This window comes from Microbacterium sp. MMO-10, assembly GCF_037148715.1.
Classification (GTDB): domain Bacteria; phylum Actinomycetota; class Actinomycetes; order Actinomycetales; family Microbacteriaceae; genus Microbacterium.
Genome location: NZ_JBBCSV010000005.1, coordinates 230,775 through 251,131 on the forward strand (window position 1 = coordinate 230,775; position 20,357 = coordinate 251,131).

Sequence of the window (20,357 nt, forward strand, 5' to 3'; positions counted from 1 at the left end):
GGAGGTTCAGACCGCTGTCCGCACGGAGCGCGGATGCGCCGATGCCGCCCACCACAGCACGAGGGCGGCCGCCGTGGTCCCGAACCACAGCCATGACAGGGCGCTCGCCGGCCAGCCGGTGACGAAGAGCCCGAGGAGCAGGGACACCGTGGCGGCGAGCCCGATCGCGAGGAGGGTGGTCAGCACGCGCAGCGCTCCGCGAACAGGTCGTCGTCGCCAGGCCAGCGCCGTGGCGCGGGCTCCCGAGGTCAGCAGCGGGACGAGGCCGAGGGCGAGGACGATGACCGCCGCGCCGACGAAGACCGAGACGATCGCGGCCGCGCTGACGGCGGCCGTCGCGAGCAGCGAGAACAGCACGGCGCGTCCGAAACCGACCGTCGGTACGGCAGCGCCGGGTCCCGCCTCGCGCACGGCGACGGCCAGGCCCAGCACGCAGGCCGCGAAGGACGCGACGGCTCCTGCGATCAGGGGCGCCGGAGCGGCCGGAGAGGGGATCAGGGCGACCAGGGCCGCCTGGATCGCCGCGACGCCGACCACGGCGAGGGCCGTCCGCAGCAGCCGGCCTCGGGAGCGGGACGCGGTCATCCGGCTTCTCCCGCCGCGCGATCGAGGAGGTCGGTCAGGGATCCGGAGTACACCGTCTCCCCGCCGACGACGACCTCGATGTCGGGCGAGGTACCGCGCGAGATCGCGCTGATCTCGCGCCCGTCGCTCGCGGTGCCCGTGCAGGAGACGGTGTCGTCCGGCTTCTGCTCGCAGGTCGGCGCCGAGCGGACCTCCACCTCCGCCTCCACGAGTGCGTCGAGCGTGCCGAAGCGCACCGCCGCGAGTCGGTCGCCGCCGACCGGCGCGAGCGCCTGCGCCTGCGAGCAGCCGGTCAGGCACAGGCCCGCCAGCACCAGCACCACGGCGGCGCGGGCGCGGAACGGGCGCGGCGTCCGGCGCCTCATGCGCGGAGCCTCTGCTCGTAGGCGAGCATGCGGGTCTGCTCCGTCATGCGCTGCGCCTCGAGCGCCGCGTCCGAGATCGTGGACAGATCGAAGGGGGCGGGGAGCAGCAGCTCGACGTTGCGGTCCAGCGGGGAGCCGCGGCGCATCGTCGGCGACTCGGCCCAGTCGTTGAACGAGAACTCGCGTGCGCGGGAGGCCAGGTCGGCGGAGGAGCCGCCGGATCCGGGCCTCGCGTCCGACGCGTGGTCGAGCACCGTCGCGAACAGGGAGAGCGTGCCGTCGCGGTTGTCGACGATCTCGATCACCTGCTGCTGCTGCGGGAAGTCGATGCAGGAGGCGGTGGTGATCTCCCAGAACCCGCCCGTGGCCGAGGTGTGCGCGAGGACCTGATTGAGATGGGTGTGCCCGTTGAGCCAGCCGACCGCGACCGGATGGCGCAGCATCACGTCGATGAGCGCATCCGCGCCGTGCAGCACGCTCGTGTCGCCGGGGCGCTGGGCGCGGTTCTCCAGGGTCAGGCTGTTGTGGTGGCTCATCACCAGGACGAGGACGTTCTCGCGCTCGGCGCGTGCGAGCTCCTGCTCCAGCCAGCGCAACTGCACGTCGGGCACGGCGCCGTCGGGTCCGGCGACCGCGTTGCAGGTGTCGAGGCCCAGGGCGCGCACGCGCGGGCTGAGATCGGCCTTCCACCAGGTCTCCCCGGTGTCGAGGTTGTGCTGGGTGAAACCGTGGCCGACCGGCCCCGGGTTCTTCTCCGTACGGAAGTGCTCGGCCATGAACTCGCGCTGCTCGAACAGGAAGCGCTCCGGATTGGGCGGCACCGTGCGGAACCCCGGCCTGCCGAGCGCGAGGCCGAGGCCGTCGATCATCTGCTGCAGCAGTCCGGTCGACGAGGCGTATCCGCCGAGCGCGGTGCCCGCCGTCGCCTCGAGCGTGTACGCCTTCTGCCCTCCGGTGGCGAGCGCCCGCAACTGGGGCGTCAGCCCGAAGGTGCCCAGGAGCAGGGTGTCATGGTTGCCGTACACCGCGTACCAGGGCGCGGGAAGCCCGGGAGACGGCACCTTCGAGGCGATCGCATCGGCGAGGAGCGTCGGGAGGCGAGGGAACCCGTAGTCGCCGAACGCGCCTCCGCGGGGGTCGCCGGGCCGGTACGCCCAGGACGCCTCCGACCACGCCTGCACGCCGCGGTAGGTCGCACCCGCCGTCGCGGGATCGACGGCGAGCCCGTCCATGAGATCGATGTACCAGCGCAGCTCGAGGTGGGAGTGCATGTCGGCGCTGTCGCCCGTGACCACGGCGGCGCCCATCGGGGCCCCGGTCACGGCGCTGTAGCGCGCATCGGAGAACGCGCGCACCATGGCGGCCACGGTGTGCGGGCTGAGCGGATCCTGCGGGTGGAACGCGGATCCCCAGGCCGAGTGGTCCTGCGTGATCATGGGCTCGATGCGGCCCGGGGACTGCGCGTCGATCACGTGCAGGTCGGAGAGGTGCCCGAGATAGAGCAGCGAGCGCCGGGAGGTCTTCCGCGCGTCGTCCGCGACCCGGCGCAGCACGTCGAAGCGGGGGAGGTGCGGTTCGCCGGGCCCCGTCGAGAGCCGGCGGTAGCTGCCCTGCACGACGGGGCCGCGCAGGATGGTCTGAAGCAGCGTGCTGGGTGCCTCCTGAGGCGGACCGGACAGTCCCGGGGCAGAGCGGACGGCAGACGGATCCGCCGTCGCGAGCCGCGGCCCGAGCGCGTCCAGGGGCAGTCGGGAGGCGGCGGCCAGCATCGTCGCATGCGCGAGGAAGTGCCGTCGGCTGAGACCGGGCATACGGGCGCCCTTCGGGGGAGGGAACGTTCGCAGGAGGAACGGTTGACTCATCCTGGCGGGGGAGACGCTCCCCGCGCAAGCGTCGAGCGCCGGAGCGGGCGCTCAGCGGATGATGCGGATCGATCCGGTCGCGGTCGAAGGGGACGCAGGCCGGGTGATCCGCAGCGCGTCCGCCAGGAGCGCGCCGACCTTCGTCCCGATGCACAGGCTGATGAAGACCATCGGCGCCGCCGCGAGAGCCGCGGCGTCGAAGGATGCGAGCGCGACGAGGCCGACGGTCCCGGGGACGAGGAGCAGGAACGCCGGCTGGAAGGAGACCGTCGCCGGCACCGCCAGCGTGACCCGCTCCAGCACGCGGGCGGCGAGGAAGAGCAGCCCCGCCGTGATCCCGGTGGCGATGGTGCTGCCCGTGAACGGGCTCAGCAGCATCAGCGCCGCGTAGGTGCAGATCATGATCACGACGGTGGCGATGGTGAGCCGGAACCCGGATCCGAAGCTCAGGCCGATCCCGACCGCGAGCACGACGACGCCGACCCAGCTCCAGGCCAGGGGCGGCACCGCCTCCCAGCCGCTGTGCCCGGTGACGAGCGAGGTCTCGCCGACGAGGGCCGCGGACCGCGGATCCACCCGCAATCCGGTCGCGGCCGCGCCCGCGAAGATCCCCGCCGCCATGAACGTCAGCATGATGAGCCCGTACACGAGACGGGAGGCTCCGGTCACGATGTCGGCCGCGGTGAGCTCGAGCAGCGCATTCGTGATGAGCGCCCCGGGAACGAGCAGGGCCACCGGGGCGCACACGGCGAACAGCGGTACCGCGCCGAAGTCGAGCCGGTCGGCCACGACCCCGACGACGAGCGTCGAGATCAGCGCCGCCACGAAGGGGACGACGGCGGCCGCCGCCCGGATGCGCTCGGTGAGGAGGACGATCGACGCCACGAGCGCTCCCACGAGCAGCGCCAGCACCACCGCCCACCAGGGGCACCGGAACAGCACCGCGAGTCCGGCGGACAGGAGGGCGCCGCCGAGTGCGGTCTGCAGCGCAGGATGGCGGCGTTCCAGACCACGGATGTGGGAGACGTGCGCCGGGACCTGATCCAGGGCGACACGGCCGGCCTCGAGCCGCCTCGCCAGGCGCGACGCATGCGCGGTCTGCCGGAACGTGAGTCCCGGCCCGCCCCCCGCGGCGATGGTGGTCGCGCGCGGAACCCCGGGACGGCTGACGAAGACGTGCTCCGGCAGCACGGCGAACGCGAGTTCCGTGCCGGGGACGACGGCGTCGCGTGCGCGTTCGAGGGTGCCGCGCACATCGGTGACGGACACTCCCGCATCGAGCAGCAGCGCACCGAGGTCGCCGAGCGCGACGTCGGGGGAGACGGGGTCGGTGGGAGACATCATCAGAAATCGTAGAACCTGCGGCCGTCCTCCCGCGCTCGCGCGCCGGCGTCCGGGGCGAGCGCGGGGCGGATCAGCCCGCGGGCTCCTGCCAGGCCTCGAGGATCCTCGCCCGGAGCGCGTTCCCGCGCTCGGCGAAGCCGCGCTGCCGGCGCACATACTCGGCCTTGCCCTCGGCCGTCTCGATCCGCACCGGTTCCACGCCCCAGTCCGACAGATCGTAGGGCGCGGCCTCCATGTCGAGGACGCGGGTGTCGCGGGCGAGCTCGAACGCATCCAGCAGCAGTTCGCCCGGCACGAGCGGGCCGAGCTTCATCGCCCACTTGTACACGTCCATCCCGGCGTGCAGACAGCCCGGCTGCTCCAGCTGCGGCTGGGTCTCCCGCGTCGGGTGCAGGCGGTTGCGCGGCACGGCCTCCGGGGTGAAGAAGCGGAAGGCGTCGATGTGCGTGCAGCGCAGCTCGCCCTGCTCCACCACGGCGTCGGTTCCTGCCTGGCCGAGCCGCAGCGGCACCGCGTGGCGATGCTCCGGGGTGCGGTAGACCATGGCCCACTCGTGCAGCCCGAAGCAGCCGAACTGCCCGGGGCGCGCGGCGGTGCGGGCGAGCATCAGCCGTACCAGCCGGGCGAGCTCCGGTTTGTCCGCGGCATAGGCGGCCGAGTCGGGTGCGTATGCCGCGTCCCCGGAGCCCGGTGCAGGGGAGTACCAGCGCCATCCCGCGCGCTCGGGCGCATCCTGAAGCACGACACCGACGCCGGGATGCCATCGGCGCAGCTGGGCCGGCTTGTAGCCGTAGTAGGTGAAGAGGAAGTTGTGAACGGGGTGCTTCTCGCGGCGGGCCTGCCGGGCGCGATGCGCGGCGGTCAGGGCATCGGCGCGTTCGGCGTGGGCGTCGGCACGCGCGCTCCAGGTCGCACGGTCGAGCACCGTCCCCGGCGCGTCCGTCCGGGTGGCGGCCGGCGCACCGACGGCGGGCGTCATGGCTCGGAGCGGACGACGCCGGCGTCGATGAGCTCGTCGAGGATGCCCGCGCCGTCCTCGGCGCTCACCCAGGGGGCGAGGTCGTCGGCGTCGCTCGGGTCGCCGTCTCCGCGTCCCGCTGCGCGGCGCCCGGCGAGCACGCCCTCGGCGGGGAGGAGGCGGCGGATCGCGACCGCGGCGACGTTCTCCGGGTGCTCGACGAGGAACTGCCCGTAGATCGCCTCGTCGTGCTGGCCGTCGTCGCCGATGAGCAGCCAGCGCACGTGCGGGAACTCCTCGGCGAGCCGGGAGAGGTTCCGCAGCTTGTGCTCGCGGCCGCTGCGGAACCAGCGCTCGTGCGTCGGCCCCCAGTCGGTGAGCAGCATGGATCCCGCAGGGAAGAGGTGCCGGGAGAGGAAGCGGTTGAGCGTGGGCGCCACGTTCCACGCCCCCGTGGAGAGGTAGATCATCGGCGAGCCGGGGTTGTCCCGCATGAGCCGCTCCAGCAGCACCGCCATGCCGGGGACGGGCGTGCGGGCGTGCTCGTCGACGACGAACGAGTTCCATGCGGCGATCAGGGGGCGCGGCAGGGCGGTCACCATGACCGTGTCGTCGACGTCCGAGACCACGCCGAAGCGCACGTCGTCGGCGACGACGAAGACGCGGGCGGGGATCGGATCCTGGCCCTCGACCGCCATGTCGACCTGCTGCCATCCGCTCGGGAGGTCGGCCTCGATGCGGCAGTCGATCACGCCGCCGCGGTCGGCCGGCACCTCGTACGTGCGGCCGGCGACGGTGATCGTGACGGTCGCGAAGCTCACCGGGATGCCCACGAAGCTGCGCCAGCCGCGCACGCTCGCATCCTTGCCGCCGCGCCGCGTCTTCGGCAGGATCAGCACGCGTCCGACGACGCGGATCCACCCGGGGCCGCCGTAGCCGGGGAAGGGGACGACGGTCGCCGTGCGACCGCGCTTGCGGGCACGCCGTTCACGCCACGCGTGGAAGCGGTGCTCCAGGCGGGCGAACCAGTGGATCCGCTCCGGTCGGGATGAGGACGAGGGCATAGCTTCCCTAGTCTTTCATGCCCGCCCGGTTCTTTCATGCCGATCGCAGGATGTGCACGGGGTCCGCGGGAACCCGGCTCCGCGCAGGCTGGGATAATCTGGAGGTTGCCCTGTTCCGGGCATTCTTCTCCCCTGCCGCAGAGAATGGTCGTCGCGTTGTCTGAGAACCCGTCCCACCCCGCCAGCCCGTCGGAGGATGACGAGTCGCTGTCGGTGCACGAGCTCCAGAGGAAGTGGCAGACCTACTGGGCGGAGAACGAGACGTTCACGGCCGGCGGCGCGGACGACGTGCGCCCGCGCAAGTACGTCCTGGCGATGTTCCCGTACCCGTCCGGCGACCTGCACATGGGCCACGCCGAGAACTACCTCTACAGCGACATCGTGGCGCGCTTCTGGCGTCACCGCGGGCACAACGTGCTGAACCCGATCGGCTGGGACTCCTTCGGACTGCCCGCCGAGAACGCGGCCATCCGGCGCGGAGCGGATCCGCGGGAGTGGACCTACCAGAACATCGCCCAGCAGAAGGCGGGCTTCCAGGCCTACGGGGTTTCGTTCGACTGGACCCGCGAGCTGCACACCTCCGACGAGGAGTACTACCGCTGGAACCAGTGGCTGTTCCTGAAGCTCTACGAGCGGGGCCTGGCCTACCGCAAGAAGAGCCCGGTGAACTGGTGCCCGAATGACCAGACGGTGCTGGCGAACGAGCAGGTCGTCGACGGGCGCTGCGAGCGCTGCGGCGCCGAGGTCGTCAAGAAGAACCTCACTCAGTGGTACTTCCGGATCACCGACTACGCCGACCGTCTGCTGGACGACCTGAACCAGCTCGAGGGCTTCTGGCCGCACAAGGTGCTGCAGATGCAGCGCAACTGGATCGGCCGCTCGATCGGCGCCGATGTGGACTTCGCGATCGAGGGCCGCGAGGGCGTGGTGACCGTGTTCTCCACGCGTCCGGACACCCTGCACGGTGCGACCTTCATGGTCGTCGCGCCCGACTCGGACCTGGCTTCCGAGTTGGCCGCCGGCGCGTCCGAGGACGTGCGGACGCGCTTCCAGGACTACCTCACCCAGGTGCAGAAGACGAGCGAGATCGACCGTCAGTCGGCCGACCGGCCGAAGACGGGCGTGTTCCTCGACCGCTTCGCGATCAACCCGGTGAACGGCGAGCGTCTGCCGATCTGGGCCGCCGACTACGTGCTGGCCGACTACGGCCACGGCGCCGTCATGGCCGTGCCCGCGCACGACCAGCGTGACCTCGATTTCGCCCGCGCCTTCGACCTGCCCGTGAAGGTCGTCGTGGACACGACCGCGCCGATCACGGGTGCACTGCCGGTGATCGAGGTCGACGAGGACGGCGTCCCGATCGAATCCCTCGACTCCCTCGACGACCAGCACCCGGCCAAGACCGGCATCGCCCTGACCGGCGACGGCCGCATGATCAACTCGGGCGAGCTGAATGGACTCTCCAAGCGCAACGCGATCGCCCGTGCGATCGAGCAGCTGGAGGCGGCCGGCACCGGGCGCGCCGCGAAGAACTACCGCCTGCGCGACTGGCTGATCTCGCGTCAGCGCTTCTGGGGCACCCCGATCCCCATGCTGCACACGCAGGACGGCGAGATCGTCCCGGTGCCCGAGGACCAGCTGCCCGTGCGGCTGCCGAGCGTCGAGGGCCTGGACCTGTCGCCGAAGGGGTCGAGCCCGCTGGGTGCGGCGGAGTCGTGGGTGCGCACCGTCGACCCGACGACCGGCGAGCCGGCGCTGCGCGACCCCGACACCATGGACACGTTCGTGGACAGCTCCTGGTACTACCTGCGGTTCCTCTCGCCGAACAGCGACACGGTCGCCTTCGACGTGGACGAGGCACGCCGCTGGGCTCCGATCGACGCCTACATCGGGGGTGTCGAGCACGCGATCCTGCACCTGCTGTACGCGCGCTTCATCACCAAGGTGCTGTTCGACATGGGCCTGATCGACTTCACCGAGCCGTTCTCGAGCCTGATCAACCAGGGCATGGTGATCCTGGACGGCGCCAAGATGTCCAAGAGCAAGGGCAACCTGGTGCTCTTCCAGGAGGAGCTGGACGCCTACGGCGCCGACGCCCTGCGCGTGGCCCTGGCCTTCGCGGGTCCGGTGGAGGACGACAAGGACTGGAAGGACGTCTCGACGACGGGCGCGCAGAAGTTCCTGGCCCGCGCACTGCGGGTCGCGCATGACGTCGCGAGCCCGGTGGACGTGGTCTTCGACGGCGGCGACGCCGCCCTGCGCCGGGTCACGCACCACCTGCTGGCCGACGCGCCCGCCCTGGTCGAGCAGACCAAGTTCAACGTCGTGGTCGCGCGGCTCATGGAGCTGGTCAACGCGATCCGCAAGACGATCGACACCGGTGCCGGCGCGGCGGACCCCGCCGTGCGCGAGGCCGCCGAGACCGTCGCCGTGATCCTCGACCTGGTGGCCCCGCACACCGCGGAGGAGATCTGGGAGATCCTCGGGCACGAGCCCTCCGTGGGACTGGTCACCTGGCGTCAGGCGGATCCGCTGCTGCTCGTCGAGGACACCGCGACCTGCGCCGTGCAGGTCAACGGCAAGGTGCGCACCACCCTCGACGTCCCCGCCAGGATCGGCGAGGCCGAGCTCGAGGCGCTCGCGCGGGCGGACGAGAAGGTGCAGCGCGCTCTCGAAGGCAAGGAGATCGTGCGCGTGATCGTGCGCGCCCCGAAGATCGTGAACTTCGCCGTCAAGGGCTGAGTCCGTGCGCTCCGGGGGGAAAGGAGCGCGCGCCCTCCGGGTGATGCGGCGCGTGCTCGGCACGGCCGTCGTGGTGGCGGTGCTGGCCGGCGCCGGGCTGCTGCTCGCATGGCAGCTGCCGCGGCCGATCAGCACCACCAGCCCGGTCGGTGCGCTCTGGCACCGGCACGGCGACGAGCTGGGCGCAGCGTGGAATCGCGAGACGTGCACGAAGGGCGTCTGCTCGCAGGACTACCGGCGCGGCTCGATCTATGCGGGTCCCGCGGGCTTCGCGCAGATCGTGCACGACGACGCGGTGGGCGAGGCCTTCCACGATCTCGGCGGCGTCGAGGCGCTCGGCCTTCCGATCGCGGCGGAGAGCGGATCGCGGGATCGGCCGTGGCAGGCGTTCCAGCGGGGCGGGGTCTTCGCCGCCGATGGAGCGACGACCCTCGTCCGCGGCCCCTTCTGGAGCTCCTGGCTGCGGTACGCCCACGAGCGCGGCGGCCTCGGCTTCCCGAAGGGCCCGGCGCACTCCGACCGCCGCGGTACCCGCGTGCAGGACTTCATCAACGGGACGATCTACCTCCGTTCCGGTGTTCCCGTGCCGACGATCTCCGACATCGCGGCGGCCCATCGTCGCGCCGGGGGAGCCTTCGGCACCCTCGGCTACCCGAAGAGCACTCAGCGCGCGGTCGGCGACCGTCTGGTGCAGGAGTTCGACGGCGGGGAGGTGTGGTGGTCCTCCGGCACCGGCGCCGTCTCGGTGCAGGCCGCGTTTCTCGCCGCATACCGGGACCGCGGCGGCGCCGGCGGATGGCTGGGCCTGCCGACCGCGGAGGCATCGCGGCTCGAGGGCGGTGCGATGCAGTCGTTCCAAGGCGGCGCGCTGTACCGGACGGACGGCGAGGACGCGATCCGGGCCACCACGGCGGGCGACATCCAGAACCGCTACGAGGAGTTGGGCGGGCCCGAGGGCGAGCTGGGCCTGCCGACGGGGGACAAGGTCGACGTGCCCGGCGGGCGCTACCAGAGCTTCGCGGGCGGTGTGCTGCTGTGGCACGAGGGCGCCGGCGTGTTCCGACTGGACGCCGACAGCTTCGCGATCTGGTCGGCGGATCCTGCCCGGTTCGGCTGGCCGGCGAAGGACTCGTGGGCTGATGACCGCGGGACGCACCAGGCCTGGGAGAAGGGGCAGACCGTGCTGCGCTCGGGGCGGCTTCTCACCGTTCCGAGCACACCGGTCGACGCGTCCACCGCGGTCCTCCTGTGCGACTCGCAGTGCAGCGGCAACTCCTGGATCGAACAGGGCGCGCGCGGGGCGGGGTTCGCGAACGTCGTGAAGTTCGGATTCGGCGGGTCCGGGTATCTCGCCCCCATCAGTGGGATCGGGGCGGGGTTCACCGAGAGCGTGTCGAGCAACCGTGTCCTGCTTCCGGAGGGGGATCCCGGCGCGGTGATCATCACCCTCGGGGGCAACGACGCCGCGCAGAGACGACCGGTCGCGGAGGTGACCGCGGCCGAGGAGCAGCTGATCGGGCTGCTCCGCCAGGCCTACCCGAATGCGGCGATCGTCGTGAACGGCGTCATGAGCCGCAGCGACGCGGCCCATGCCGCACGCCGGGCGATGGACGCCGCCGTGACCGAGCAGGCCCGGCGCGCCGGGGTGTACGCCGTCTCGGTCGCCGGGTGGGTCAGCGACTACTCGGCCCCGCAGGCCGACACCGTGCATCTCACCCCTGCGGGGCACGACAAGATCGCCCCGCACTACGCCGAGGCGCTGCGCGCGGCGCTCGGGCGCTGAGCCGGAGGCCGGGCTCGGATCAGAGGCGCTCGAGGGGGTTCGCCGCGAGCTTCCCGATCAGCCCGCCGTCGACGAGCCGCCGGGCGTGGCTGTGCGGCTTGCGCTGCGACTGCGCGCTCACGCAGGCGCCGAACTCCTCGGCGAGGTCGAGGCGGGGATACGCCGCGAGCACCTCCCGGCGGAAGTCCACGGGGATCTCCTCGTCGCGGCGTCCGGAGATGTCCAGCCCGGTCGCCGTCTCCAGCAGATAGCCCTCCGGATCCACGGCCGGATCCACCGACGGCCAGTTGTGCCGGACGATGACCTCGTTCACGCGCAGGCGGCGTGCGGCAGGCCAGCCGGCGCCGGCGGTCAGGGCCTCGCCGACGAAGCCGCCGGCCTCCTCGTACCCGAGCAGGTGGTTGTCGTACGCCGGCGCGAGCCCGATGTCGTGCAGCAGCGCGGCGGTGTAGAGCAGCTCGTGGTCGATGCCCGTGCGTCCCTCGATCGCCGCGAAGGCCTCCGCCCAGAGCCAGCTGCGCTGCACGTGGTTTCCCAGCCCCGGCGAATGGAACTGCGCGACCAGTTCCTGGGCGCCGCGGGTGGCTGCGGTGTCCGGCGGGAGGAAGTCGTGCAGGCGCATGGAGGGCTCCGGTCGTTCGCGGGAGAGGGGAGTGGGATCAGCGTATCCGGTGGTCGGACGGGCACGGCCTCTCTCCCTTCAGACCTCCCGCAGCGCTCGCCCCCAGGCCTTCCGAGGATCGTGCACGGCCACGGCGAGGGTCGTGTCGGACTGCCCGTAGTAGGCGAACCACGTGCCCCGGAACTTCACCAGCCCCTCCACGAACGTCACGTTCGACACGAGTCCGTGCGTGTCCTCGAAGGTCTGCGGCTGCAGCCAGGGTTCCTGCATGCGGGCGATCACGGTCGTGGGATCGTCGGGGTCGATGGCGATCTGCCCGCAGCGGTAGTCGACGTCGACCGTGCCGTCCTCGTGCACCAGGCGGGTCGCACCGTTCGTGAGCATGACGAGCAGTCCGTTGTCGGCGAGCACCGGGGACGTGCCGATCTCCACGAGGGCCTCGTCCCACGTGCCGGGGGTGGGCGAGTACATCGGCTCGGTGTCCGGGGTGCCCGGGGTCCAGTGGAGGAGATCGTCGCTCGTGGCCCAGTAGATCGCCCCCTCCCCGAAGTACATCCACCACTTGCCGTGCATGCGGCGAGGGACGATCACCCCGGCCTTGGAACAGTTGAATCCGCGGGGATCCACGGTTCTGAACGTGTCGAAGTCGTCGAACAGGGGGCCGTGCTTGGTCCACGTGCGCAGGTCCGTCGACGTGGCGAGGCACAGCTGCGCGCTGCGGCGATCCCACCCCGTGTAGGTGAGGTAGTAGGTGCCGTCGATCTCCGCGATGCGGGGGTCCTCGCAGCCGAAGCGCTCGTAGTCCTCGGACGGCGACAGGAGGGGAGCGTCCTCGCGGGTGAAGTGGATCCCGTCGCTCGAGCGGGCGAGGCCGATGTGCGAGACGATGTCCTCCGCATGCGCGCGGTACAGCAGCAGCACCTCGTCGCCGACGACGAGCGCGGCGGGGTTGTACAGGTTCGAGGACTCCCAGCTGTCGCCGCGCGGGCGCAGGATGGGGTTGCCCGCGTAGGGCGTGAACGGTCCGAGGGGGAAGGCGGCGCCGGTGAACATGGGGCCCTTTCTGCGTCAGCCCTTGACGGCTGCGCCGAGGTCGGTTGCGGTGAAGAAGCGCTGGAAGACGACGAACAGGACGACCACGGGCAGAGCGAGGGCCGTGGCCCCGGCCAGGATCGCGCCGTTCGGATTCGCGGTGGACTGGGCGACGTTCGAGATGTAGTTGGCCAGAGACACGGCGAGCGGCTGCAGGGCCGCGTCCTTGGTGATCAGGAAGGGCCAGAGGAACTCGTTCCAGGGTCCGATGAAGGTGACCAGGATCACCGTCACGAGCACGGGGCGGATGAGGGGCACCGCCACGGACACGAGCGTGCGGAGCTCGCCGGCGCCGTCGATGCGCGCCGCCTCGAAGATCTCGGCGGGCAGCGAACGGAAGAACTGGGTGAAGATGAAGACGGCCGTCGTGTTGATCGCGAACGGCAGGATCATGCCCGCGTACGAGTCCCCGAGCCCGTAGCTGCGCGTGATCTGCACGTACAGGGGGATCATCAGCAGCTGGAACGGGACCATCTGCACGAGCATCATCAGCACCCAGAGCACCCCGCGGCCGCGGAAGTCGAGCCGGGCGAGGGCGAATCCGGCGAGGAGCCCGAACACCACGGTGCCGAGCAGGACTCCGCCCGTGAAGATGAGGGAGTTCGCCAGGGAGCCGAGCAGGTCGATGCGCGAGTCGATGCGGACGAAGTTGTCCCAGGTCCACCCGCCCGTGGGGATCAGGGATGCCGGGGAGTTGGTCGGGTTCTCCTGGAACGCTCCGACGACCATGAAGTAGAACGGGAAGGCGAAGGCGATCGCGGCGACGGTGAGCAGGGCGATGCTCATCCATCGGGCGGGACGGCGGGTGTGCATCATCTCTCCCTCGTGGCTCGGCTGGCGACCAGGGACAGAGCCCCGACGAGGAGCACGAGCAGCATGCCGATCGCCGCCGCCGTGTCCGGGTTCTGCTGCTGGATGCCCTGCTGGTAGATGAGCAGGACCGGGGTCGTCGACGCCCCGTCCGGCCCGCCGCCGCTGGTGAGCAGGTAGGGCTCGGTGAACAGGTTCGCGCCCGTGATGATCGAGAGGATCAGGACCAGGGCGGTGGCGTTGCGCACCCCGGGCACCGTGACGTGGCGGAAGCGTGCGAGCACTCCCGCGCCGTCCGTCTCGGCCGACTCGTAGAGTTCCCTGGGCACGTTCTGCAGGGCCGCGAGGTACAGGAGGATGTAGAAGCCGAGCTGCTTCCACGTGACGTACAGGGCGATCATCGGCATCGCCAGGGCGCTGTTGACCAGCCAGGACGGGTGGGGTGCGAGCGGGCCGAGCACCGTGTTCACGAGCCCGTTCTTCGAGAACAGGAGCATCCAGACGCCGACGAGGGACACGCTGGCGGTGAGGTAGGGCACGTAGAAGGCGACCCGGTACGCGGCCACCCCTCGGATGCCCGAGTTCAGCGCGGTCGCGAGCACCATCGCGAGCACGACCGTCAGGGGGACGTTGATGACGAGGAACACCAGGGTGTTGCGGAACGCGTCCCACACCTTGGGGTCGGTCAGGACCGTCACGAAGTTGTCGAAGCCGACGAACGGCCGGTTCGGCTCGACGCCCGGCGCGGTGAAGAAGTAGTCGTGGAACGCGATGTAGACGGCGAAGGCCAGTGGATACGCGAAGATCGCGAGGATGAAGACGAAGTAGGGCAGCGCGAACAGCCCGCCCAGGGGCTGCGCACCCAGCAGACGGGTGCGCAGCCGTGCCTTGTGCGACATGGTCGGCTCGATCCGGCTCACTTGCTCACGAGCGTGTCGATCTTCTGGGACGCGTCGCTGAGGAACGCCGAGACGGGCTTCTTGTCGAAGATCACCGATGCCGAGTACTGGTCCCGGAAGGCCTGCCATGCCTCGACGGAGTTGGGGATGCTCGGGACGTCCGCGGTGTGCTCGGACTGCGCGGCGAAGGCGACGTAGCTCGGGTTGGCCGTGAAGTACTCGGAGTAGGTCTTCGCCAGTCCCGTGCGCATCGGCATCTGGCCGGTGGTCTTCAGCAGCAGTCCGTCGTTGTCCTCGTCCGTGGCGAACTGCAGGAAGGCCCACGCCGTGCCCTGGTTCTTGCACGAGGTGAACATCGACACGCTCTTCGAGTCGGCGAACGTCGTGGGGTTCGCGCGGCCGTCGGAGGTGGGCACGGGCATGAACCCGACGTCGACCGTGTCCGCGTACGACGGAATGGCCCACGGGCCGGCGAGCTGCATGGCGGTGGTGCCCGCGGACATCGCATCGTCGGTGGAGGCCTCCTGGGGAGCGAGCTTCTGCGCGTACATCTCCGCCCAGAAGTCGGCGACCTTCTTGCCCTCCGCGCTGTCGAACGTCGCCTTGCCCTTCTCGACCAGCTTCGTGCCGTTCGTCTCGGCGAGGTAGAGCGGGTAGTAGTCGAACCACGGCTGGTAGAACTCGCTGGTCGGAGCCGGCCAGATCGCGCTCTGCACGCCCGAGGCGACGAGGGCGTGAGCCCCGGCGAGGAACCCGTCGTAGGTGTTCATGGTGGCGGGATCCACGCCGGCCGCGGCGAAGAGCTTCTTGTTGTACATCACCATGACGGGGTTGGACTTCCACGGCAGCTGGTAGAAGTGTCCGTCCGTCGCGTAGGCGTCGACGTCGCCGCCTCGTCCGGAGATGTAGTCCGCGCCGTCCTTCATCGTGTTGAGATCGACGAGGCCGCCCTGCTTCACCCAGCCGGAGACCGCCGCGGGAGCGATGTTGAACACGAGACAGGGCGCGGTCCCGGCGGTGATCGCGGCGGTGATCGCCTCTTCGGACGACTTCGCCGCCGGGATCTCCTGCGCCTTGACCTTCTGATCGGGGTGCGCCTTGTTCCATGCGTCGACCACCGAGTGGCCCCAGGCCAGTTCCTGCTCGTTGTTCGACAGCCAGACGTCGATGGGGCCGGTGCCGTCGGACGATTGCGCCGGGCCGTTGCCGGCCGAGCAGCCGGTGACGACGAGGGCCGCGGCCCCGATGACCGCCGCGGCGCAGAGCTTCTTCATGATGTCCTCCTTGACATGTCGGGGCCCGCTGCCGCGGGTCCCTGGGTGCTTTCGCGGAGATGGACCACGTTGCAGTCCACGACCTCCGTGCGCGGCTGGGCCCCGAGGATCTCGGCGCGGAGCAGGCGGGCAGCCGCACGTCCTCGGGCGGCCGGATCCGACGACACGCTCGTCAGCCCCGGCGAGAGGTAGGCGGACAGCTGATCGTCGTCGAAGCCGGAGATGGCGAGGTCACGGGGGATCACGAGCCCCTGTGCCCGCGCGTAGGAGAGGCCGGCGATCGCCATGGTGTCGTTCGAGTAGAGGATCGCCGACGGCTTCTCGGGGAGCGCGAGCAGCTCCGCGGTCCGTTCTCGACCGCTGCGCGCCGTGAAGTCGCCCTCGCGCAGCAGCGTGGCATCTCCCACGGCGCCGACGTATGCGGCCGCTCGCACGCGCGAGTGGACGTAGTCCAGCGGACCGGAGACATGCGCGATGCGGCGATGCCCCTGGGCCTTCAGATGCTCCACGATCTCGCGGATCGGCGCGCCGTCATCGGTCCGCACGCAGGAGAAGTCGTGGCGCTGATCGTAGGCGCCGACGATCACCGTCGGCAGATCCAGCTCCTCGAGCAGCGGCACGCGCCAGTCGTCCACCCGCAGGTCCAGCAGGATCGCGCCGTCGGCGCGTCCGTGCATCATCGTCCGGTAGGCGCGCTCCTCGGCCGCGCGATCGGGGACCACCTGGAGCATCAAGGCGGTCTCCGTCTCGGCGAGCACGGACTCGACGCCCGAGATGAACGCGGCGAAGAACGAGTCGTTCGCGATGACGTCCGGATCCCGCGCCAGCACGACCCCGATCGCGTTCGCGCGGCGGGTCGCGAGTGCGCGTGCGCTCTGGCTCGGAACCCAGTTCAGCTCCTCCGCGGCGGCGAGGACCCGGGCCCTGGTCTCCTCCGAGATGGGCCGATTGCCGCTGAGGGCGTGCGAGACGGTCGCCTTGGTGACGCCCGCCATGCGCGCGACGTCAGCGATCGTGGCCTTGCTCATGGCGTCCCCCTACCATTCTCAAACCGGGTGGTTAACCGGTTTGATACCTTGACGGTAAACCGGTTTGATTTCTTGTGTCAAGCGTTTCCCATCCGAAGGAAACGCCGCCCTCGGATCATGCTTCGCCGGATCGGATCAGTCGCGACCGAACGCTTCGTTGATCTGCGCCGCAGGATCCCGCGGAATCTGGTCTCCGATCAGGCGGACGACGACCCGGTCAATGGCGCCCCCGGTGAAAGCGAACGGGGGACTGTATGTCGTCGATACGGGCTGTCCGACTTCGCGGCCGACAGTCGCCCCCTCGCCGGAGAGGCTGAAGTAGCCGGGTTGCGTGCGGATCCGGCGTTGCGAGACGATCTCGTCGTCGATCGTCAAGGTCGCGACGCCCTCGGGGACGATGCCGGCGAAGCCGTCGATTTCGTAGCGCACCTCGATGACGTGGCGGCCCGCAGATACCGGCGCCGCAGCGGCCAGTTCCTGCTCCTGCTCGCCGAGCCAGTTGTAGACGTAGCGGACCCGGTTCTCCTTAAGGAACAGTGCGTGTCCGCCGAAGCGCGCACCGAGGGAGTAGATGACCCCTTTCGCGGCCTGTGCGTCCTCGATGTCGAGATCGGCGGTGATCGAGAATGACCGATGCGGCAGTTCGGGGCCTCCGCCGTGTTCGGAGATCGGCGCACCGTCGGGATAGAGCACGAGCGTGTCGGTAAGGCCGGTCATGTTGGGCCGCTCGACCGCGAGGATTTCCTCGGAGTTGCGGTCGTCGAGGGGGTAGCCGTTGTATTTCGTGGCGAGCTCATCCCAAAGCCGCACGAGCTCGGCGAGCTTCGCTGGCCGCTCGGCTGCGAGGTCCTGCAGCTGGTTCCGGTCGGAGGGCAGGTGGTAAAGCTCCCAACGATCTTCGTCGAAGCGCCCCCAACCGGAGGGCGTGGGGGGATGGACTGCGCTGGCATGCCAGCCGTCCGCCCAGACTCCGCGGGTGCCGAGCATCGAGTAGAACTGATGCGCTTTGGTGGTGGCCGTTCCCTCGTCGAGGAGCGAGCGGAAGAAGCTGACACCTTCGATGGGGGACTGCGGGATACCTGCGATACCCTCAGGAGCCTCGATCCCGATCGCCTCGAGCACGGTGGGAACGATGTCGATCGCGTGGGCGTATGCCGTGATCGGATCCGTGCGCGCCGGGATGCGAGCGGGCCATGAGATAAGGGCAGGATCTGCGACTCCTCCTTCGAACGAGGCGTGGGTCTTGTACATCTTGAAGGGTGTGTTGAACGCCATGGCCCAGCCGTTGGAGTAATGCGGGTGGGTGTTCTCCAGACCGAGATCCTGCAGGAGGGAGAGGTTCAGGTCGGGATCCTCTGGGACTCCGTTGTACCAGCGGTTCTCGTTGACGGAACCGGTGGGCCCGCCCTCCGCGCTCGCGCCGTTGTCGCTGACCACGACGATGACGGTGTTGTCGAGTTGGCCGCTTTGTTCGAGGAAGTCGATGACACGACCGACCTGGGCGTCCGTGTACGAGAGGAACCCGGCGAACACCTCGGCCTGCCGTTCCAGCATGCGGTGCTCGTCGGGTGAGAGCGAATCCCATTCGCGCACCCGATCGCTCTCGTTCCAGCTTTGCCCTGCGGGCCCGACCACGTCGGAATAGGGATTCACCGGAGGCAGCACCGTGCTCTCGGGCATGAGGCCGAGGCGCTTCTGGTTCTCCAGCACGATCTCGCGGTAGCGTTCGTAGCCCATCGAGAAGGCCCCCGCGTATCGGTCGCTCCACGCTCGCGGGGCGTGGTGCGGGGCGTGCCCGGCGCCGGGTGCCAGATATGCGAACCAGGGCTTGCCGGGGGCTGCCGAGAGGGAGTCGCGCAAGAACTCCAACGCCTTGTCCGCGAGGTCCGCAGACAGGTGGTAGCCGTCTTCAGGACGGGACGGCGGATCCACGGGGTGGTTGTCGTAGGTGAGGTCGGGATACCACTGGTCGGTCAGACCGCCGAGGAAGCCGTAGAACCGGTCGAAGCCGCGGGAGAGCGGCCAGGTGCGTTTGGAAGCCCCCATTCCCATCTCGACGGCCGGGCTCAGATGCCACTTGCCGATCGCGAAGGTGTTATAGCCCCGATCGCGCAGCACCTCGGGCAGCATGCCGTTCTCCCGCGGGATCAGACAGCTGAGGCCGGGGAACCCGTCGGCCATCTCGCCGATCGTTCCCATGCCGTTGCTCTGCGCGTTGCGTCCCGTCAGAAGAGCGGCGCGAGTCGGCGAGCACAGAGCAGTGGTGTGAAACTGCGACAGGCGCACACCCCGCTCAGCTATGCGCCGCATCGTCGGCATCTCGATAAGGCCGCCGTAGAGGTCCCAGGCGCCGTAACCGATGTCGTCCCACACCACGAACAGCACGTTCGGAGCACCCTCTGGGGCCGTGGGTTCGAGATACGGCTTCCAGTCCGGTTCCGACTCTCGAACATCTGCAGCGATCCTGCCGGCGAACGGTAACGGCATGAGGGAACTCCCATCATTCATGCTCGTCGATAACTCGACCTGGAACAGCTAGGAGAGTCACGGCGAACCGAGAAGGCTTTTCGTTAGCTTCGTCGTGGTTGCTGATTCCCCCTGTCTGCAACTCACGCGTGTTCTGTGTTTCCGAAAGCAACCGTGACGGCAGACAAGCAAGAAACTACCAACAGCTTCCAGCGAACGGTTCTGAAAGCGAGCGGGCGCGCTCTCCCCACGAGCGCACCCGCCGCACGGGTCACCTCTTACGGGTGGATCGAAGAGAACGGGGAAGGAACACTGCCAATCCGGTGGCGGCGGCTTCCCGATCCGCCACCGGATACGGGCGGTTCCGGGGTGTGCGACTTGCTGGCGTGGTTCAGGACCAGCTGATCACGATCGAACCGTTTCCGCGCGCATCGGTCCGAGGGCCGTCACTCGCGACAGTCACCCCGGTCCCGCCGACGAAGCTCGAGCCTGCTCCTCCTTGAGTGCCGAGGTAGAGGACGCCGGTGGGGTTCCCCCCTGCGGTCTTGCTCACCGCGCGGCCGCCGCCGCCGCCGGCCCAGCCGCCGCCCCCGCCGCCGGCCCCCGCGCCCGACGGGAGCGAAGCGAGCCCGTCGTCGCCGCCGTTGCCGCCTCCGTGGTTCCCCGTCCCGTTATTTCCGCCGGCCGTGCCCGGATACTCTGTTCCCGCAGCTCCTGCACCGTAGACGACGGGTGCCGCGGCAGCGCCTCCCGTGCTGCCGGTCGCTCCCTCGCCGCCACCCACGGCGAGTACCAGTGCGCCGTTGTAGGTGCTCTTGTTGCCATAACCCGTGGACGTTCCCGCAGGGTCGTCCGCCGTTCCCTTCCCGGCATTCACGCCGGATTCAGGTGCCAGCAACCGGATGACGCTGTCGCCCGGGTTTCCTGCCGTGACGTTGGGGTTTCCCCCGCCACCGCCTCCACCGGCGACCACACTCGGGACGCCGTCGAGCAGGATGGCGCTCCCACCGCCGCCACCACCGACTGCTCCGTAACCTGTGCCGCCGTTCCCGAAGCCGATGCCGCCGACACGGGGGATCGCTCCTCCGTTCGGCGACTCGCCTGCGATGAGGGTGATGACGTGCGAGGTACCGGATGTGAGCGCGAGCGTGCCAGAGATCACGGCGCCGCGGCCGACGTCTGTGGCGGAGATGCGCTGCCCGTCGCCGCCGGCCACGACGAAGGTCACGCTGGTGGCGCACGCGGGGATGGTCACAGCGAATTCCCCCGCTGACGGCGTCGTGAACGTGCCTGAGGACGTGCCGCAGCTGGCTGCCGCCATCGGTGCGGCAGCGGCGGCGGCGATGACTGGCACGCTCCACGCCGCCCCCTTGACGATCGTGCGCCGGCGTATCATGTCGTGTTTCTTGGATGCGGGCTGTGTTGCGTGCTGGTCGTCGGACATACTTTTCCCCTTGAGCCTT

General features: G+C 70.0%; 16 protein-coding genes. 2 read left to right on the forward strand and 14 right to left on the reverse strand.

Annotation, left to right across the window (positions count from 1 at the left end):
- Positions 1 to 6: 6 nt before the first annotated feature.
- The 6 genes from WFJ17_RS17130 to WFJ17_RS17155 form a co-directional block, all read right to left on the reverse strand.
- Positions 7 to 585 (reverse strand): hypothetical protein, encoded by a 579-nt coding sequence (locus WFJ17_RS17130; RefSeq protein ID WP_251441649.1) that lies wholly within the window; start codon positions 583 to 585, stop codon positions 7 to 9.
- Positions 582 to 950 carry a hypothetical protein gene (locus WFJ17_RS17135; protein ID WP_295033725.1) on the reverse strand — a complete coding sequence of 123 codons (369 nt, stop codon included), beginning with the start codon at positions 948 to 950 and terminating at the stop codon, positions 582 to 584. The genes WFJ17_RS17130 and WFJ17_RS17135 overlap by 4 nt, the downstream gene beginning before the upstream one ends.
- A complete protein-coding gene (locus WFJ17_RS17140) occupies positions 947 to 2,761 on the reverse strand; it encodes a TIGR03767 family metallophosphoesterase (RefSeq protein WP_336649035.1) in 1,815 nt (604 codons plus the stop codon). Before WFJ17_RS17140 ends, WFJ17_RS17135 begins: the two co-directional genes overlap by 4 nt.
- A 102-nt stretch (positions 2,762 to 2,863) precedes the next feature.
- Positions 2,864 to 4,156 carry a threonine/serine exporter family protein gene (locus WFJ17_RS17145; RefSeq protein WP_251441644.1) on the reverse strand — a complete coding sequence of 431 codons (1,293 nt, stop codon included), beginning with the start codon at positions 4,154 to 4,156 and terminating at the stop codon, positions 2,864 to 2,866.
- 70 nt (positions 4,157 to 4,226) lie between these two features.
- Positions 4,227 to 5,135, reverse strand: coding sequence for a 3-methyladenine DNA glycosylase (locus tag WFJ17_RS17150; RefSeq protein ID WP_336649036.1), 909 nt, complete (start codon positions 5,133 to 5,135; stop codon positions 4,227 to 4,229).
- The gene (locus WFJ17_RS17155) at positions 5,132 to 6,178 is read right to left on the reverse strand and encodes an App1 family protein (protein WP_336649037.1); all 1,047 of its coding nucleotides are present in this window, start codon (positions 6,176 to 6,178) and stop codon (positions 5,132 to 5,134) included. The genes WFJ17_RS17150 and WFJ17_RS17155 overlap by 4 nt, the downstream gene beginning before the upstream one ends.
- 144 nt (positions 6,179 to 6,322) lie before the next feature.
- Here WFJ17_RS17155 and leuS point away from each other — a divergent pair, with 144 nt between their 5' ends.
- Together leuS and WFJ17_RS17165 are read left to right on the forward strand one after the other, a co-directional pair.
- Complete coding sequence (gene leuS / locus WFJ17_RS17160; protein ID WP_336649038.1) at positions 6,323 to 8,920, forward strand: leucine--tRNA ligase; 2,598 nt, start codon at positions 6,323 to 6,325, stop codon at positions 8,918 to 8,920.
- Positions 8,921 to 8,963: 43 nt separating this feature from the next.
- A complete protein-coding gene (locus WFJ17_RS17165; RefSeq protein ID WP_336649148.1) occupies positions 8,964 to 10,703 on the forward strand; it encodes a GDSL-type esterase/lipase family protein in 1,740 nt (579 codons plus the stop codon).
- A gap of 19 nt (positions 10,704 to 10,722) precedes the next feature.
- Here the strand turns inward: WFJ17_RS17165 and WFJ17_RS17170 are convergent, their stop codons facing one another.
- The 8 genes from WFJ17_RS17170 to WFJ17_RS17205 all read right to left on the reverse strand — a co-directional run bounded on the left by WFJ17_RS17170 (position 10,723) and on the right by WFJ17_RS17205 (position 20,338).
- Positions 10,723 to 11,325 carry an HD domain-containing protein gene (locus tag WFJ17_RS17170; RefSeq protein ID WP_336649039.1) on the reverse strand — a complete coding sequence of 201 codons (603 nt, stop codon included), beginning with the start codon at positions 11,323 to 11,325 and terminating at the stop codon, positions 10,723 to 10,725.
- Between the two features lie 78 nt (positions 11,326 to 11,403).
- Positions 11,404 to 12,378 (reverse strand): glycoside hydrolase family 130 protein, encoded by a 975-nt coding sequence (locus WFJ17_RS17175; protein WP_336649040.1) that lies wholly within the window; start codon positions 12,376 to 12,378, stop codon positions 11,404 to 11,406.
- A gap of 15 nt (positions 12,379 to 12,393) precedes the next feature.
- Positions 12,394 to 13,230 (reverse strand): carbohydrate ABC transporter permease, encoded by an 837-nt coding sequence (locus tag WFJ17_RS17180; RefSeq protein WP_374208765.1) that lies wholly within the window; start codon positions 13,228 to 13,230, stop codon positions 12,394 to 12,396.
- The gene (locus WFJ17_RS17185) at positions 13,230 to 14,126 is read right to left on the reverse strand and encodes a carbohydrate ABC transporter permease (RefSeq protein ID WP_251441629.1); all 897 of its coding nucleotides are present in this window, start codon (positions 14,124 to 14,126) and stop codon (positions 13,230 to 13,232) included. The genes WFJ17_RS17180 and WFJ17_RS17185 overlap by 1 nt, the downstream gene beginning before the upstream one ends.
- 17 nt (positions 14,127 to 14,143) lie before the next feature.
- Entirely contained in the window at positions 14,144 to 15,400 is a 1,257-nt protein-coding gene (locus tag WFJ17_RS17190; protein ID WP_336649041.1) for an ABC transporter substrate-binding protein, read from the reverse strand.
- The gene (locus tag WFJ17_RS17195; protein WP_336649042.1) at positions 15,397 to 16,428 is read right to left on the reverse strand and encodes a LacI family DNA-binding transcriptional regulator; all 1,032 of its coding nucleotides are present in this window, start codon (positions 16,426 to 16,428) and stop codon (positions 15,397 to 15,399) included. The genes WFJ17_RS17190 and WFJ17_RS17195 overlap by 4 nt, the downstream gene beginning before the upstream one ends.
- A 135-nt stretch (positions 16,429 to 16,563) precedes the next feature.
- On the reverse strand, positions 16,564 to 18,813 hold the full coding sequence (locus tag WFJ17_RS17200) for an arylsulfatase (protein ID WP_336649043.1): 2,250 nt from the start codon (positions 18,811 to 18,813) through the stop codon (positions 16,564 to 16,566).
- A 472-nt stretch (positions 18,814 to 19,285) separates the two neighbouring features.
- Positions 19,286 to 20,338, reverse strand: a complete 1,053-nt coding sequence (locus WFJ17_RS17205; RefSeq protein ID WP_336649044.1) for a hypothetical protein — start codon at positions 20,336 to 20,338, stop codon at positions 19,286 to 19,288.
- Between the last annotated feature and the right edge of the window lie 19 nt (positions 20,339 to 20,357).

Excerpts from the sequence above, each read along its gene's own strand:
- WFJ17_RS17130 (WP_251441649.1), bottom strand. The coding sequence starts at position 585 with ATGACCGCGTCCCGCTCCCGAGGCCGGCTGCTGCGGACGGCCCTCGCC.
- WFJ17_RS17135 (WP_295033725.1), bottom strand. The coding sequence starts at position 950 with ATGAGGCGCCGGACGCCGCGCCCGTTCCGCGCCCGCGCCGCCGTGGTG.
- WFJ17_RS17140 (WP_336649035.1), bottom strand. The coding sequence starts at position 2,761 with ATGCCCGGTCTCAGCCGACGGCACTTCCTCGCGCATGCGACGATGCTG.
- WFJ17_RS17145 (WP_251441644.1), bottom strand. The coding sequence starts at position 4,156 with ATGATGTCTCCCACCGACCCCGTCTCCCCCGACGTCGCGCTCGGCGAC.
- WFJ17_RS17150 (WP_336649036.1), bottom strand. The coding sequence starts at position 5,135 with ATGACGCCCGCCGTCGGTGCGCCGGCCGCCACCCGGACGGACGCGCCG.
- WFJ17_RS17155 (WP_336649037.1), bottom strand. The coding sequence starts at position 6,178 with ATGCCCTCGTCCTCATCCCGACCGGAGCGGATCCACTGGTTCGCCCGC.
- leuS (WP_336649038.1), top strand. The coding sequence starts at position 6,323 with ATGGTCGTCGCGTTGTCTGAGAACCCGTCCCACCCCGCCAGCCCGTCG.
- WFJ17_RS17165 (WP_336649148.1), top strand. The coding sequence starts at position 8,964 with ATGCGGCGCGTGCTCGGCACGGCCGTCGTGGTGGCGGTGCTGGCCGGC.
- WFJ17_RS17170 (WP_336649039.1), bottom strand. The coding sequence starts at position 11,325 with ATGCGCCTGCACGACTTCCTCCCGCCGGACACCGCAGCCACCCGCGGC.
- WFJ17_RS17175 (WP_336649040.1), bottom strand. The coding sequence starts at position 12,378 with ATGTTCACCGGCGCCGCCTTCCCCCTCGGACCGTTCACGCCCTACGCG.
- WFJ17_RS17180 (WP_374208765.1), bottom strand. The coding sequence starts at position 13,230 with ATGCACACCCGCCGTCCCGCCCGATGGATGAGCATCGCCCTGCTCACC.
- WFJ17_RS17185 (WP_251441629.1), bottom strand. The coding sequence starts at position 14,126 with ATGTCGCACAAGGCACGGCTGCGCACCCGTCTGCTGGGTGCGCAGCCC.
- WFJ17_RS17190 (WP_336649041.1), bottom strand. The coding sequence starts at position 15,400 with ATGAAGAAGCTCTGCGCCGCGGCGGTCATCGGGGCCGCGGCCCTCGTC.
- WFJ17_RS17195 (WP_336649042.1), bottom strand. The coding sequence starts at position 16,428 with ATGAGCAAGGCCACGATCGCTGACGTCGCGCGCATGGCGGGCGTCACC.
- WFJ17_RS17205 (WP_336649044.1), bottom strand. The coding sequence starts at position 20,338 with ATGTCCGACGACCAGCACGCAACACAGCCCGCATCCAAGAAACACGAC.